The 13,995-nt window shown below is 57.4% G+C and carries 14 protein-coding genes; 10 read left to right on the forward strand and 4 right to left on the reverse strand.

The genetic code is table 11. The features are described 5' to 3' along the window. Nucleotides 1-8: 8 nt before the first annotated feature. On the reverse strand, nucleotides 9-452 hold the full coding sequence (locus ABJD00_RS02855; RefSeq protein WP_413829641.1) for a type II toxin-antitoxin system RatA family toxin: 444 nt from the start codon (nucleotides 450-452) through the stop codon (nucleotides 9-11). A gap of 76 nt (nucleotides 453-528) precedes the next feature. On the opposite strand from ABJD00_RS02855, the gene hpt reads away from it, so the two are divergent. The 3 genes from hpt to ABJD00_RS02870 all read left to right on the forward strand — a co-directional run bounded on the left by hpt (nucleotide 529) and on the right by ABJD00_RS02870 (nucleotide 2,531). Then, nucleotides 529-1,065, forward strand: coding sequence for a hypoxanthine phosphoribosyltransferase (hpt, locus tag ABJD00_RS02860; RefSeq protein WP_413829292.1), 537 nt, complete (start codon nucleotides 529-531; stop codon nucleotides 1,063-1,065). Nucleotides 1,066-1,159: 94 nt separating this feature from the next. After that, nucleotides 1,160-1,636 (forward strand): c-type cytochrome, encoded by a 477-nt coding sequence (locus ABJD00_RS02865; protein ID WP_413829293.1) that lies wholly within the window; start codon nucleotides 1,160-1,162, stop codon nucleotides 1,634-1,636. Continuing rightward, the gene (locus ABJD00_RS02870; RefSeq protein WP_413849680.1) at nucleotides 1,584-2,531 is read left to right on the forward strand and encodes a c-type cytochrome; all 948 of its coding nucleotides are present in this window, start codon (nucleotides 1,584-1,586) and stop codon (nucleotides 2,529-2,531) included. Before ABJD00_RS02865 ends, ABJD00_RS02870 begins: the two co-directional genes overlap by 53 nt. 8 nt (nucleotides 2,532-2,539) lie before the next feature. On the opposite strand, the gene lipA is transcribed toward ABJD00_RS02870, so the two are convergent. After that, complete coding sequence (lipA, locus tag ABJD00_RS02875; protein WP_413829295.1) at nucleotides 2,540-3,487, reverse strand: lipoyl synthase; 948 nt, start codon at nucleotides 3,485-3,487, stop codon at nucleotides 2,540-2,542. A gap of 235 nt (nucleotides 3,488-3,722) precedes the next feature. Continuing rightward, nucleotides 3,723-4,859: a DUF6456 domain-containing protein gene (locus tag ABJD00_RS02880; protein ID WP_413829296.1), complete on the reverse strand. Its 1,137-nt coding sequence runs from the start codon at nucleotides 4,857-4,859 to the stop codon at nucleotides 3,723-3,725. Between the two features lie 264 nt (nucleotides 4,860-5,123). Between ABJD00_RS02880 and ABJD00_RS02885 the strand changes: the two genes are divergently transcribed. Then, nucleotides 5,124-5,426 carry a DUF6477 family protein gene (locus ABJD00_RS02885; RefSeq protein ID WP_413829297.1) on the forward strand — a complete coding sequence of 101 codons (303 nt, stop codon included), beginning with the start codon at nucleotides 5,124-5,126 and terminating at the stop codon, nucleotides 5,424-5,426. A 5-nt stretch (nucleotides 5,427-5,431) separates the two neighbouring features. On the opposite strand, the gene ABJD00_RS02890 is transcribed toward ABJD00_RS02885, so the two are convergent. Continuing rightward, nucleotides 5,432-6,979, reverse strand: a complete 1,548-nt coding sequence (locus ABJD00_RS02890) for a trimethylamine methyltransferase family protein (protein WP_413829298.1) — start codon at nucleotides 6,977-6,979, stop codon at nucleotides 5,432-5,434. A gap of 192 nt (nucleotides 6,980-7,171) precedes the next feature. On the opposite strand from ABJD00_RS02890, the gene guaA reads away from it, so the two are divergent. The 6 genes from guaA to ABJD00_RS02920 all read left to right on the forward strand — a co-directional run bounded on the left by guaA (nucleotide 7,172) and on the right by ABJD00_RS02920 (nucleotide 13,993). Further along, the gene (gene guaA / locus ABJD00_RS02895; protein WP_413829299.1) at nucleotides 7,172-8,746 is read left to right on the forward strand and encodes a glutamine-hydrolyzing GMP synthase; all 1,575 of its coding nucleotides are present in this window, start codon (nucleotides 7,172-7,174) and stop codon (nucleotides 8,744-8,746) included. Nucleotides 8,747-8,880: 134 nt separating this feature from the next. After that, nucleotides 8,881-9,768, forward strand: a complete 888-nt coding sequence (locus ABJD00_RS02900) for a DMT family transporter (protein WP_413829300.1) — start codon at nucleotides 8,881-8,883, stop codon at nucleotides 9,766-9,768. Between the two features lie 151 nt (nucleotides 9,769-9,919). After that, on the forward strand, nucleotides 9,920-11,038 hold the full coding sequence (locus tag ABJD00_RS02905) for an OmpP1/FadL family transporter (RefSeq protein WP_413829301.1): 1,119 nt from the start codon (nucleotides 9,920-9,922) through the stop codon (nucleotides 11,036-11,038). 109 nt (nucleotides 11,039-11,147) lie between these two features. Then, nucleotides 11,148-12,059, forward strand: coding sequence for a DMT family transporter (locus ABJD00_RS02910; protein WP_413829302.1), 912 nt, complete (start codon nucleotides 11,148-11,150; stop codon nucleotides 12,057-12,059). Between the two features lie 81 nt (nucleotides 12,060-12,140). Beyond that, nucleotides 12,141-13,004 carry an ATPase gene (locus ABJD00_RS02915; protein WP_413829303.1) on the forward strand — a complete coding sequence of 288 codons (864 nt, stop codon included), beginning with the start codon at nucleotides 12,141-12,143 and terminating at the stop codon, nucleotides 13,002-13,004. Nucleotides 13,005-13,045: 41 nt separating this feature from the next. Continuing rightward, entirely contained in the window at nucleotides 13,046-13,993 is a 948-nt protein-coding gene (locus tag ABJD00_RS02920; protein ID WP_413829304.1) for a homoserine O-succinyltransferase, read from the forward strand. Nucleotides 13,994-13,995 lie beyond the last annotated feature (2 nt).

Genomic DNA, 13,995 nt, shown 5'->3' on the forward strand with positions numbered 1-13,995 from the left:
GGACCGCACTATCCGTAGAGCGCCGCTGCGCGCCGCTCAAACGCCCGCACAATCCGCTGCATCGCCTCGTTGAACACCACGCCAATGATTCCCTGAAGAATCGCGTTCTTGAATTCAAAATCGACAAAGAAAGACACGTTGCACCCCCCATCGGCAGGCGAAAACGACCAATTCGACCGCATGTACCGGAATGGGCCATCCAGATATTCTGTGTCGATCTTGTGCAAATCTGGCCACAGAACGACCCGGCTGCCAAAGCGTTCACGAAACACTTTGAAGCTGATCACTAGATCCGCTTCCATGACTTCACTGTCCCCGACCGAGGTCACCTTGCGTACTCTTGCGGCAGAACACCATGGTAAGAACTCCGGATAAGACGGCACATCCGCCACCAGCGCGTACATTTGTTCGGGTGTATATGGCAAAAGCCGGGTTTCGGAATGCGTAGGCATCGGGTTACACAAGACCTCGAAGGAAAAAGTTGCGACCGATGTGTCCCGGTTGCGGCGTGAAATCAAGGGGATGACCATGACAGAGCGGCCATATGTCATAGACAAGATGATCTCGGCCAAGGCCATCGCCGCGCGGATCGAAGCGTTGTGCATGGATATTGAGGCTGAGTTTTCCGGCACAGACAAGTTGATTGTGGTCGGTCTGTTGCGCGGATCATTCGTGTTTATTGCTGATCTGGTGCGCGAGCTGGACCTGCCAATCGAGGTCGATTTTCTTGAAACCTCTTCTTATGGCGACGGCATGGAAAGTAGTCGGGAAGTACGCATTCTCAAAGACTTGCGCGGCACAATTGAAGGGCGCGATGTGTTAGTGGTCGAAGATATTGTCGACACCGGGTACACGATGAGCCACGTGATACGACTGCTTAAGGGGCGCAAACCCGCCAAGCTGCGCAGCATTGCGCTGCTCGACAAACCAAGCCGCCGCGAAGTCGACGTTAGCTCGGACTGGATAGGCTTTGAAATCCCAGATGAATTTGTTGTGGGCTATGGCATCGACTTTGCTCAGAGAAACCGTAATCTGCCTTACATTGGCAAGGTTCGGTTTACCTAAGGCGCTGTGCAGGATTGTATCATGAAATTGTGACATGGGCTCCGCACACATTCGCGCTACACTTTGTCGCACAGTCATTCAGGAGTTTCTCAAAATGCGCCCATTCAGCCTTTCCGTTCTCACCTTAGTCGCCTCATCCCTTGCGGCCCCCGTTTTGTCGGACGGACACTCCAGCAAGGCCCTTGAGGCGGCTGCAAAAGCAAGAAACGCAAATATGAGTATGATCGGCTATCATATGGGCGTTTTGGGCAGCATGGCCAAAGGCGAAGCACCCTATGATGCGGCCCTTGCAACAGCGGCTGCCGAAAACTTGCAGGCCGGCGCGGCGATGTCGCGGATCGTGCTTTATCTGGAAGGGTCAGAACAAGGTGCAGTAGCGGGATCTCGTGCTAAGGCCGAAATCTGGTCCGATTCAGCTGGATTCGAAGCGCAAGCGATCGCGTTCGAAACTGCAGCTGCTGCCATGGTGACGGCCGCGGGCACTGATCTGGAGGCCCTGCGTGGTCAAATGCAGGCCCTTGGCGGGACATGCGGGGATTGCCACAAGCCGTATCGCGGCCCGCGCAACTGAGGCTGCAGTGCGCCGCATCGTCAGAACTCTGATCGCGCTTGTTGTGTTGGGTGTGGCCATCGGGCTGTTCCTGACGCGACCTGGTAATATACCTGATGGATTTACCGCGAATACCGCGGCGAATCCGGAGGCAGGTGCGTTGATCTTTGCGGCCGCGGGCTGCGCATCGTGCCACACATCTCCCGGCTCAGAAACTGACGGCCTGCCCGTGCTGGCTGGTGGTCAGGTCTTTGCCAGCGATTTTGGCACCTTCTACGCTCCCAACATTTCTTCTGATCAAACTGCTGGTTTGGGCGGTTGGAGCCTAGATGAGTTTGCCCGTGCTGTCACCGTGGGTGTCTCGCCTCAGGGCCAGCATTACTACCCCGCCTTTCCCTATTCCGCATACCAACACATGACGGCGGCAGATGTAGCAAACCTATTTGCTTACATACAAACCCTGCCCGGCGACGCGACACCATCGCGCGCCCATGATGTCGGCTTTCCTTTCAATATCCGGCGCGGACTGGGCCTTTGGAAACTGGCGTTTGTGAGCGACAATTACGTCATGGCAGCAGACACCGAAACGCTGGCGCGCGGGCGGTATATGGTCGAAGCGCTTGGCCATTGCACCGAATGCCACACGCCGCGCAACGCCGTTGGCGGCCTTGATCGATCTCGTTGGATGGCCGGGGCTCCGAATCCGTCGGGCAAGGGAACGATTCCGAACATCACGCCCGCTGCTTTGGAGTGGAGTGAAGGCGATCTGGTTGAGTATTTCACCTCGGGCTTCACCCCGGACTACGACAGTGCGGGAGGTAAAATGGCCGAGGTCGTTGAAAACCTCAGCCGCCTGCCCGAGACGGACAGAGCCGCCATCGCGGCCTATGTCAAAGCACTGCCTGCTGTCCCCTAAACGCCAGCTTAGGCCAGTTTAGCCTGCCGGGCCGCACGCAATCGGGCAAAGTCATCGCCCGCGTGGTAAGACGACCGGGTCAAAGGCGTAGCCGAAACCATCAGGAACCCTTTGCCGTAAGCCGCTTTTTCGTAAGAGGCGAATTCGTCTGGATGCACGAAGCGGTCCACTCGGTGATGCTTGGGAGTTGGTTGCAGGTACTGGCCGATCGTGAGGAAATCGATATCGGCGGCGCGCATGTCCTGCATCACCTGAACGACAGACTGGCGGTCTTCGCCAAGGCCAACCATGATACCGGATTTGGTGAACATCGATGGATCCAGCTCTTTTACCCGTTGCAACAGGCGCAGCGAGTGGAAATAGCGCGCACCGGGGCGGACCTCTGGATAAAGGCCGGGCACCGTTTCAAGGTTGTGGTTAAAAACATCCGGACGGGCCTCGACCACAATCTCCAAAACGGATGGGTCACAGCGAATAAAGTCTGGTGTCAAAATCTCGATCGTCGTGGCGGGGCTGCGGTGGCGAATCGCACGGATGGTTTGGGCAAAGTGGTCTGCACCGCCGTCTTCGACGTCGTCACGATCCACAGACGTGATAACAACGTGGTTCAGACCCAGCTTTTCGACGGCATGCGCCACGCGCCCCGGCTCAAACGCGTCAAGGTCCTCCGGCGGTTTGCCGGTGGCAATGTTGCAGAAGGTACAGGCCCGGGTGCAAACCTCGCCCATGATCATCATGGTGGCGTGCCCCTGCGACCAGCATTCACCCACATTCGGACACCCGGCTTCTTCGCACACTGTCACCAGCTTGTTGTCACGCATGATCCTTGCGGTTTCAGCGTATCCTTCACCGCCGGGGGCTTTGACGCGAATCCAGTCGGGCTTCTTGGGCTGCGGGTTGTCCGGGCGGCGCGCTTTTTCGGGGTGGCGCTGTTCAGGAATTTTCAGATCGCGCATGTGCTGTGCCTTGTGGGTGAGTTGCTGTCCGCATCTTAACATAGGCACGCAGCCAATGAACACCACATGGCACAACCCCGCTATGCAATGCGCACTTGGCCCAAAGCCACCATGTGTCTTCTGACAACAAGTACCATGCGGTCTGGGGTAGCGCCCCGGTCCCAGAACCCCAAACAAAAAAATGGCGCTGAGAGGGAGGGATCGCAGCGCCATTTCTGTCAGACCGAAAAGTTGATCAGCCGATCAGGCCGCCCCCCGGCCCTGTGGTTTCGTCATAGTGTTGCTTGAGCCGCATCAACGCGATGCGAAGCACGATTTTGCCCGAACGCGCCGACCAGCCTAACTTCTTCTCCGCCGCTTCAAGCCCTTCAAGGTAGCAGCAGCACCGCAGCACAACATCGGACAGACCCGGGCCAAGGTCTTTGAGGACAAATGCCACACGTCTACGCGCCCGCTCGGGTCCATTGCACACCCCACTGTCGGCAGCAAAACTGCCGCGCCCACCTGCGGTTAGAAATCGATCCCAGTTCTGCGCAACACGCGGCCCCATCTGGGCCAATTCAAAATCCTCACGCAGACGTTCACCCGCGCTGACCAGATCATCCGTAAGGAACACGGCCCCGTCCTTGTCCCGCCTGCGGGCCAAGGACGTCAGTGGCGATTCCGCCAGGTTGTAGCGCACCTTGCGCGATTGACCGGTTTCATTGTCCCGTATCGTGCGCTCGCCCCAGACCCGATGCTGGTCCGCAAATTCCGCCGGGGCTTCGGCCATGCCGGATGCCCCGGCGCCTTCCCCCTCCATCATTTCGGCAAGAGCTGTCCGTCCGGCTGACGTAATCTTGTAGCGGGTGATGCGCCCGGACACGTCCGCACTGATCCACTCCTGCAATGCCATTGCTTCGGCTACCTTGCGGTCCACCACAGCCGTGCGTGTGCTGGACCCTGTGGCACCGTCTCGCACCACGACGGCTTTTTCCATGTCTACAGCTACGGCCAATACGGCACCCGTTTCACAAAGACGGCGCAGGATGCGGCGCGCATCGCGTGTCAGTGTAGTGGCGTCAGGGCCTTGATCCTTGATCGCAAGTCTCATCGGATCCACTTCCTTTTTCTGCTTTTGGGCATTCTTCGAAGTTCGAATGGTCACCCGTGCACCCAGTTTACGAAGCACGGCGTCGATCAGCGGATCATCGCGGCGTGTTTCGTATCTGCGGATCTGACGCAGGACGGTAGACGCATGGCATCCCGATTTTCGGGCCAGTTCGCGGATCGGCAAACCGGCTTCTGTATGGGCCAGATAATGGATAGCAGCGTCCGGCACCCATCTTGGCAATCCCGCAAGCACGGGAGGAGATCCATCGTTTGATTGCATCCGTTGTTTTCCGTCCTCAATATCAGCGTGGCGCGGTCTTAATGCCGAAGTTGTCCACAAGCTATCCACACAACCTAAGAGTGTACTGATTACCCATTCGTTAATATTCGTCGATGTACGCAGCATTGTTTCCAAAAGATAAACAGTTGCTAAACGAACGCGCGGCGGCGTCGGAATCTACGCAACACCCGCTTAGGTTGTGTGATAGTGCAGATGCCAGCATGATGGGGATCAGGCCGGCAGACACTCAAGGAGTACTGGAAAATGCAAGATATCCTGTCGATGCTGAACGCGCTGCACCGCCCACGCCTTCTGATCCGCGCCGCTCGAATCGGAGCAGAAGACTATCGCCGCGCAGCCCATTTGCCGCGCCTGCTTGGCTATGGGCAATTGCCACGCCATGGCAATGCGCTGATGCGCCTGATGGAAATTGAAGGTGAGTTAAACGCGCTGCGCCTCGGCGAAGACTCGTCCTACAGCCTGTTGCGCCACATAGATGTTTTGATCGCCATAGTCGGCGAAGGGCGGATCCTGCGTGCCGCACAGGTTGATGCCCCTGCAGCCTGACAGGACTACATAAAGCTGTCGGGCTCTGCTTCTTTCTTTTGCACGACATAAGCGTCCAGCGCCTCGCGCGTTGCGGGTTCCATGGCCGGTTGCTGATAGTCGCTCAATAGTTTGGCAACGCGTGCAGTGGCCAGGGCTTGCGTATCGCGCGCGCCCTCATCGGCCCATGTTTCAAAAGGCTTGTAATCCAACACATCAGATTTCCAGAACGCGGATTTGAAGTTCTCTTGCGTATGGGCACATCCCAGATAGTGCCCGCCCGGGCCAACTTCCCGTATCGCATCCATCGCTTGGGCGTTTTGATCCATTTGCACACCCGCTGCCAGATGATGCAGTGTGCCAAGCTGATCAGCATCCATCACGAATTTCTCGTATGAACTGACCAGCCCCCCTTCGAGCCAGCCGCAAGAATGAAGCATGAAATTCACGCCTGCCAACAATCCCATGTTGAGCGAGTTAGCGGTTTCATAGGCTGCCTGCGCATCCGGCAGCTTTGAACCACAAAACGACCCCGCAGATCGGAATGGCAAACCCAATCGCCGAGCCAGTTGCCCAGCGCCATAGGTGATATGTGCTGCTTCTGGCGTACCAAAGGTGGGCGCTCCAGAATTCATGTCGATCGAGGTCACAAAGGCCCCAAAAATCACCGGTGCCCCGGCTTTGCACAGTTGTGAATATGCGATACCCGCCAACACTTCGGCCAGCACTTGAGTCAGCGTGCCCGCAACTGACACAGGCGCCATAGCGCCGCCAACAATAAATGGCGAAATAATGCAGCCCTGCCCGGCCTGCGCATAGACCTCCAGCGCGCCCATCATCACATCGTCAAACGTCATGGGCGAGTTGATGTTGATCAGTGAAGTCATGACCGCGTTTTCAGCGACAAATTCCTTACCAAACAATATCTCGGACATCTCGACCGAGTCCTGCGCCCGGCTGGGTTCAGTGACAGACCCCATGTACGGCTTGTCCGACAAAGTCATATGGGCGTGCAGCATATCGAGATGGCGTTTGTTCACTGCAACGTCGGTCGGCTCGCAAACCGTGCCTCCGGAGTGATGCAACCACTTCGACATGTAGCCAAGCTTCACGAAGTTGCGGAAATCTTCCATCGTTGCATAGCGGCGACCGCCAGCGGCATCGCGCACAAAGGGCGGCCCGTAAACAGGGGCGAGCACAAGGTTATTGCCGCCCACCACAACACTGCGTTCGGGGTTGCGCGCATGCTGGGTGTAACTGCTGGGGGCGGTGGCGCAGAGCTGACGGGCCAGACCACGAGGGATGCGGACGCGGTCGCCTTCAATGTCTGCTCCGGCATCCGCCCAGCGCTTGATAGCAGCAGGGTTGTCCGGGAAGTTAACACCGATCTCTTCCAGAATCGTCTCTGCATTGTGCTCGATCACCTCGAGAGCTTCGGTTGTGAGCACTTCGTAATTTGGGATGTTGCGCTCTATGTAGCGGGCAGTCTCAAAAGACACGGCACTGCGCGCCGCACGGCGTGCCGCCCCTCCGCCACCACGGGCGCGTCTGCTCGGTGCTGTCGCCTCAGCCATGTGTCCATCCCCTCATCGCGGTCATCCGGTGCAGTTGGGCTTACCCGATCCGGCCCTTTCAAACGCGCAATAAGCGCCGCACGAGGGAAAAAAGCGACATCCCCGTTTCTTCTGACCAAAAATACAGCGAGGTCTGGGGGGAACTCCTGTCCAACGCTTGCCACCTGCTCCCCCCGCGCCTATTGCACGGGCATGACAGACCAGATTCATGACCGCCTCCTCATCATCGACTTCGGCAGCCAGGTGACGCAGCTAATCGCGCGGCGCTTGCGCGAATTGAATGTCTATTGCGAAATTCACCCCTACCAGAACGTCACAATGGATTTTGTGACTGCGATGGCACCGCGCGCGATAATTCTATCCGGCGGACCGGACAGTGTGACTCGTCCCGGCTCACCCCGCGCACCCGAAGGAATCTTTGGCCTCGGCCTGCCCATCCTCGGCATCTGTTACGGCCAGCAGGTCATGATGCAGCAATTGGGTGGTGAGGTGCTGGGCGGCAAGATATCGGGCGGCGGCGGCACTGCAGAATTTGGACGGGCCTTTGTGACCCCGGCAAGTGACCTTGATCTGCTTAACGGCTGGTTTGACGAGGGTCGCGAACAAGTCTGGATGAGCCATGGCGATCATGTGTCAAAGCTTGCACCGGGGTTTGAGGTCTATGGAACCTCTCCCAATGCGCCTTACGCAGTAACGGCGGACACGATCCGACACTTCTATGCCGTACAGTTCCACCCCGAAGTGCATCACACTCCGCGCGGTGCCAAGCTATATGAAAACTTCGTGCGTCTGGCAGGGTTCAAAGGCGACTGGACCATGGGTGCCTATCGCGAGGAAGCGATCCAGAAAATAAGGGACCAGATCGGCGACAAGAACGTGATCTGTGCTTTGTCAGGTGGCGTGGACAGTTCTGTCGCTGCGGCATTGATCCACGAGGCGGTAGGCGATCAACTCACCTGTGTTTTTGTAGACCACGGCCTACTGCGCAAAGACGAGGCCGCCGAGGTCGTGGGCATGTTCCGCGACAACATGAACCTGTCGGTCATCCACGCCAATGAGGCAGACCTGTTTCTTGGCGAACTTGATGGCGTGTCTGACCCGGAAACCAAGCGCAAAATCATTGGGCGCCTGTTCATCGACGTGTTCCAGAAATACGCAGACCAGATCGAAGGGGCAGAGTTTCTGGCTCAGGGGACCCTCTATCCAGACGTCATCGAATCGGTTTCGTTTTCTGGCGGGCCTTCGGTCACCATTAAATCTCACCACAATGTGGGCGGTTTGCCCGAAAAGATGGGTTTGAAACTGGTCGAACCCCTGCGTGAGCTTTTCAAAGACGAGGTGCGCGCATTGGGCCGTGAATTGGGTCTGCCTGCATCCTTCATCGGGCGCCACCCTTTCCCGGGTCCAGGCCTTGCGATCCGTTGCCCCGGAGAGATCACCCGGGCGAAACTTGAAATTCTGCGCGAAGCTGATGCCGTTTACATCGACCAGATCCGCGCGCATGGCCTTTACGACGATATTTGGCAGGCTTTTGTTGCCATCCTGCCTGTGCGCACTGTCGGGGTGATGGGCGATGGGCGCACCTACGACTATGCCTGTGCCCTTAGGGCCGTCACATCCGTGGATGGGATGACGGCGGACTACTATCCGTTCAGCCACGACTTCCTTGGCGAAACGGCAACCCGGATCATCAATGAAGTGCCAGGAATCAACCGCGTGACATATGACATCACCTCCAAGCCTCCTGGTACCATTGAGTGGGAATGACGTCGCCGTTGACGCCATCCAAATTTTAAACCGGTTGTGTTTGTGCGCCACCCCGGTTGCAGTTTAGCAAACATCACCGCACAGTCCGCCCGCGACGGTTGGACCGGTTCGCAAAGTGCGAACAGGAACCATCAATGAGTTCAGTCCAAAATGCTGCTTCTACGCCTCAGGTCTTGAAGGCTGCCCTTTGGATGACGGGGTCTATCGCCTCGTTCTCCTGCATGGCCGTGGCCGGGCGCGAAGTATCAGGCGATCTCGATACATTTGAAATCATGATGTATCGCAGCATGGTCGGGGTGATCATCGTCTGTGCATTGGCAGGTGCAACGGGCGCTTGGCGGTCCATCAAAACGGAGCGTCTTGGCACGCATACCATGCGAAACTTGGCCCATTTCACTGGCCAGAACTTGTGGTTCTACGCCGTAACGGTCATCCCACTCGCGCAGGTATTTGCGCTTGAGTTCACATCGCCCATATGGGTCATCGTGCTAAGCCCATTGGTCTTGGGCGAGCGTTTGACACTCGTGCGCGGCTTTGCGGCGATCATGGGGTTCATTGGTATCCTGATCGTGGCACGCCCTGACATGGCCGGGCTGAACGCTGGCGTCATTACGGCCGCCTCCAGTGCCATCTTTTTTGCACTTACCATCATGCTGACTAAAAGGCTTACGCGAACAGAGGGAATCACGTCGATCTTGTTCTGGCTGACCGTAATGCAACTGGTGATGGGGGTTGTGATGGCGAGCTGGGACGGAGATGTCGCCTTGCCGAATGCGCAAACGACGCCATGGGTCTTCCTGATTGGTTGCGCAGGTCTGCTGGCCCACTACTGCCTGACTAATGCTCTGGCGATTGCACCAGCCACAGTCGTGGTGCCTATCGACTTTATCCGCTTGCCCACGATAGCCGTGATCGGAATGCTGGCTTACAACGAAGCAATCGATATCTGGGTGTTCGTTGGCGCACTGATCATCTTTGCCGGAAACTACCTGAACCTTTGGGTTGAAACCCGTCGCAATTAGGATTGCAGCGGCGGCGTCACAAATTTATGACGCTCCGTCACAAGTCGGTTTGTGCCCTAGGGTCATTATTGACGCACCCCCCTTGAAAATAGCTTATGCACACCCAGCGCGTACCCACTCAAAACAGATTTCGCGCTTTGGGAGGAAGTAAATGAAAACGTATATTTTGGCGACGTCCGCCGTTTTACTGGGTGCTACAGCAGCGTCGGCAGCAGGAGTGGAACGCACCAATCAATCAGTCGCGCCACTGTTCGAGAACGGCCGCTATCTTGAATTTAGCTATGCGCATATTAGCCCAGACACCTCGGGTGTAGGTGGTTTGGTCACGCCAGGCGCCCAATCGGGTGACTTGACGCCCAGCTACAACCAGTTTGGTTTCGCGTACAAAGCGGACATCAACGAAAAGTTTTCGTATTCATTGATCTATGACCAGCCCTATGGCGCGGACGTAGATTATCCCACCGGTACCGGATACTTCGCTCAGGGTTCAACGGCGTTTTTTGATTCCGACGCACTGACCGCGGTTTTGCGATACAAGATGCCAAACCAATTCAGTGTTTACGGCGGGCTGCGGTACCAAGTTATCTCAGCCGCGGCTGTCGTGCCGTTCGTTACGGCGGTGCCGGGTGTGACTCCACCTTATGAAGCAAACGCCGACAGCGACGGCGCAGTTGGCTACCTCGTTGGTGCGTCTTACGAGATGCCCGAAATTGCGATGCGCGTCTCGCTGACTTACCAGTCCTCCATCGAGCACGAACTTGACACCATCGAAAGCAGCGTTTTGGGAAGCGGTGTTGCGTCAACTACGAAGATCGAAACACCGCAATCGCTGACGCTGGATTTCCAATCCGGGATCGCCAAGGACACGCTTCTGTTCGGTTCGGTGCGCTGGGTCGAGTGGTCCTCGTTCGAAATCGCACCGGAGCAATATGTTGCCTTGGTTGGATCGCCGCTGGTATTTTTTGACGATGATCGGATCACATGGACGCTGGGCTTGGGCCGCAGGTTGAATGATCAGTGGTCCGTTGCAGGATCAGTCAGCTACGAAGAAACCACAGGATCGCCCACAGGGAACCTAGGCCCGACTGATGGCTTTACCAGTGTGGCGCTGTCTGCGATCTACACAAAAGGCAATATGAAAGTCACAACTGGTGTTCGGTTTATCGACATCGGTGATGCAAATACACGCGTCGGCGGAGCGGTGCCTGGCGGTATTTTTGAAGACAACGACGCAATAGCGTTCGGCATCAAGATCGGTTACAACTTCTGATCCATTCCGTCTTGAAAATGACCAAACCCCTGCAGCTAACGCCGCGGGGGTTTTTCTTTGCGCAGCATTCGGGTGGCACCTACTCAGCGCAGCTGACACTACTTCTCACATGACACCACAAAAGACGATGACAGGCCGTGCTTGGGCCGAGATGATCTTGCTGGCCACGGTATGGGGCGCATCCTTTCTGGCCATCCGGGTGGCGCTGGATGAGGTGCCCCCTCTGACTTCTGTTGCCCACCGTACCGGATGGGCGATGCTGGCACTTTGGGCCGTGGTGGCTGTGATGCGTCTGCCCCTGCCCCGCGACCCGCGCATCTGGTTGGGTTTTCTGGGCATGGGGCTGCTTAACAACGTGATCCCGTTTGGTCTGATGGCGTGGGGGCAGCTTTACATTGAAACGGGCCTGACCTCGATCTTGAACGGAGCGACCGCCATTTTCGGGGTGATTGCAGCCGCCCTGTTTTTTGCGGATGAGCGGATCACCACGCGTAAGGCCATTGGGGTGACCTTGGGTTTTTTGGGGGTCGCGACCGCCATCGGCCTCGATAATTTTCGCAGCTTTGATCTGCAAAGCCTTGCACAGCTCGCCATTCTTGCCGGCACAGTGTCCTACGCTCTGGCAAGCGTTTGGGCGCGCCATTTTCTGGGTGGGCTTGCCCCTCAGGTCGCCGCCGCAGGTATGCTGACCGGGTCTACGCTGATCATCCTACCACTCGCGTGGATCGTTGACGGACCAATCAGCCTTGATCTGGCGACACCGACGCTGCTCGCCATTGGATACTATGCTTTCATCGCCACGGCAGGTGCCTACCTGCTCTATTACCGAGTGTTGGCATTGGCGGGCTCAGGCAATCTGATGCTCGTCACCCTGCTGATCCCGCCTGTGGCCATTGCCCTCGGCGCGTTGGTGCGAAGTGAGGCTTTGGGGCCGAATGCCTTTGTCGGCTTTGCCTTGCTGGCCCTTGGTCTTGCCATTCTGGACGGTCGACTTTGGGCATGGGTGCGCAGCACGCGCTGAGCGTCTGGGGGATGGTCGTGTTGACCGCTAGCAGGCACATCGTTACCACGGCGCGAACCGAAGCGAACAGGAACCACGATCATGCTTTATCGCAGTGCCGATGACTGGCGCGCCGCCGCGCAAAAGCGCGTGTTGGTCTATGGCATGTCAGGTCTGGGCAAGACGCACATGTCAAGCATCGTGCGCGCCTCCGGCCACTGGTTCCACTACTCTATCGATTACCGGATCGGCACGCGTTATATGGGCGAGCTGATCGCCGACAACGCCAAGGCCGAAGCCATGAAGGTGCCGTTTTTGCGGTCTTTACTGATGTCTGACAGCATCTATATCGGCTCAAACATCACATTCGATAACCTGTCCCCTGTGTCCACCTATCTGGGCAAACCCGGCGATCCGGAAAAAGGTGGACTGCCCATCGCGGAATATCGTCGCCGTCAAGAACAGTTCCACCAATCAGAACTGTCCGCCCTGAACGACACCAGCTATTTCGCAGACCGGGCGCAGGCGCTTTATGGCTATCCGCACTTTATCTGTGACACCGGCGGGTCAATCTGTGAATGGGTGGACGCTTCTGACGACAACGACCCCCTGCTGACCCATCTGTCGCGCACCTGCCTGCCGCTTTGGATCAAGGGGGATGCCGCCCATACCCAAGCGCTGATCGCACGGTTCGACAAGGCCCCCAAGCCCATGGCCTATCAGCCCGAGTTCCTATTGAACTGCTGGGACACTTATCTGGGCGAAACCGGCCTCGGCGAGGACAAGGTCGATCCAGACGCCTTTGTTCGCTGGACGTACGCGCGCGCATTGGCGCACCGCCAACCCCGCTATGAGGCGATGGAGCGTTGGGGTGTCAGCGTCACGGCGGACGAAGTCGCCTCTCTCAAAGGTGAAGCGGATTTCATCGATCTCGTCGCCGACGCCCTTGAGCGCCGCGCCAGCTAAGGCTATCTGCCTTCCCCTAGCCCTTTCGCCCGGAACCACCCATGCCCCTGAAACTGCCCCGCACCCTGCCCGCCTATTCCGTCCTCGACAGCGAGGGCGTGATGGTGATGGATGACGAGCTGGCGGCCTCTCAGGACATTCGCCCGCTCAAAATCGCGCTGCTGAATCTGATGCCCAAGAAAATTCAGACCGAGACACAGTTTGCGCGCCTCATTGGGGCCACACCATTGCAGATCGAACTGACGCTTGTCCGGATGACCGATCATGAGGCCAAGAACACCTCGGCCGATCATATGGACAGCTTCTATCGCCCGTTTGCAGAGATCAAAGATCAAAAGTTTGACGGCTTGATCATCACGGGCGCGCCCATCGAACACCTCGACTTTGAAGACGTGAGTTATTGGGCAGAGCTGTGCGAGGTCATGGACTGGACCCAAACCAATGTGCATTCCACCTTTGGCGTATGCTGGGGCGGGATGGCGATGCTGCACCATTTTCACGATGTACCCAAACACCTGCTGACGGAGAAGCTGTTCGGCACGTATCGGCACGCAAACCTTGCACCCGCCTCGCCCTATTTGCGTGGCTTTTCAGATGATTGCGTCATCCCCGTAAGCCGCTGGACTGAAGTGCGCCGCGATGAAGTAGAGGCAGCAGGTCTGCCAATTTTGCTGGGGTCGGACGTCACCGGCCCCTGCTTGATCGAAGACCCTCAGCACCGTGCGCTCTACATCCTGAACCACTTTGAATACGACAGTGACACGCTGAAACAGGAATACGACCGCGATCTGGCGTCCGTTCAGGTGCAGGGCGCCAAGATCGCCATGCCGGTCGGGTATTTCCCAAACAATGACGCCAATCAGCGCCCCCTTAACCGCTGGCGCAGCCACGCCCACCTGCTCTATGGAAACTGGTTGTCAGAAGTCTATCTGACCACCCCATATGAGATGGAGCGGATCGGACAAGATCGTACCGACCTACGGGGATAGGC

The sequence above is a fragment of the Tateyamaria sp. genome (genome assembly GCF_039945315.1).
Taxonomy (GTDB): domain Bacteria; phylum Pseudomonadota; class Alphaproteobacteria; order Rhodobacterales; family Rhodobacteraceae; genus Tateyamaria.

What these genes read in the sequence shown, in the direction of transcription:
- ABJD00_RS02855 (WP_413829641.1), bottom strand. Translation starts at nt 452, where the DNA reads ATGCCTACGCATTCCGAAACCCGGCTTTTGCCATATACACCCGAACAA.
- hpt (WP_413829292.1), top strand. Translation starts at nt 529, where the DNA reads ATGACAGAGCGGCCATATGTCATAGACAAGATGATCTCGGCCAAGGCC.
- ABJD00_RS02865 (WP_413829293.1), top strand. Translation starts at nt 1,160, where the DNA reads ATGCGCCCATTCAGCCTTTCCGTTCTCACCTTAGTCGCCTCATCCCTT.
- lipA (WP_413829295.1), bottom strand. Translation starts at nt 3,487, where the DNA reads ATGCGCGATCTGAAAATTCCTGAACAGCGCCACCCCGAAAAAGCGCGC.
- ABJD00_RS02880 (WP_413829296.1), bottom strand. Translation starts at nt 4,859, where the DNA reads ATGCAATCAAACGATGGATCTCCTCCCGTGCTTGCGGGATTGCCAAGA.
- ABJD00_RS02885 (WP_413829297.1), top strand. Translation starts at nt 5,124, where the DNA reads ATGCAAGATATCCTGTCGATGCTGAACGCGCTGCACCGCCCACGCCTT.
- ABJD00_RS02890 (WP_413829298.1), bottom strand. Translation starts at nt 6,979, where the DNA reads ATGGCTGAGGCGACAGCACCGAGCAGACGCGCCCGTGGTGGCGGAGGG.
- guaA (WP_413829299.1), top strand. Translation starts at nt 7,172, where the DNA reads ATGACAGACCAGATTCATGACCGCCTCCTCATCATCGACTTCGGCAGC.
- ABJD00_RS02900 (WP_413829300.1), top strand. Translation starts at nt 8,881, where the DNA reads ATGAGTTCAGTCCAAAATGCTGCTTCTACGCCTCAGGTCTTGAAGGCT.
- ABJD00_RS02905 (WP_413829301.1), top strand. Translation starts at nt 9,920, where the DNA reads ATGAAAACGTATATTTTGGCGACGTCCGCCGTTTTACTGGGTGCTACA.
- ABJD00_RS02910 (WP_413829302.1), top strand. Translation starts at nt 11,148, where the DNA reads ATGACACCACAAAAGACGATGACAGGCCGTGCTTGGGCCGAGATGATC.
- ABJD00_RS02915 (WP_413829303.1), top strand. Translation starts at nt 12,141, where the DNA reads ATGCTTTATCGCAGTGCCGATGACTGGCGCGCCGCCGCGCAAAAGCGC.
- ABJD00_RS02920 (WP_413829304.1), top strand. Translation starts at nt 13,046, where the DNA reads ATGCCCCTGAAACTGCCCCGCACCCTGCCCGCCTATTCCGTCCTCGAC.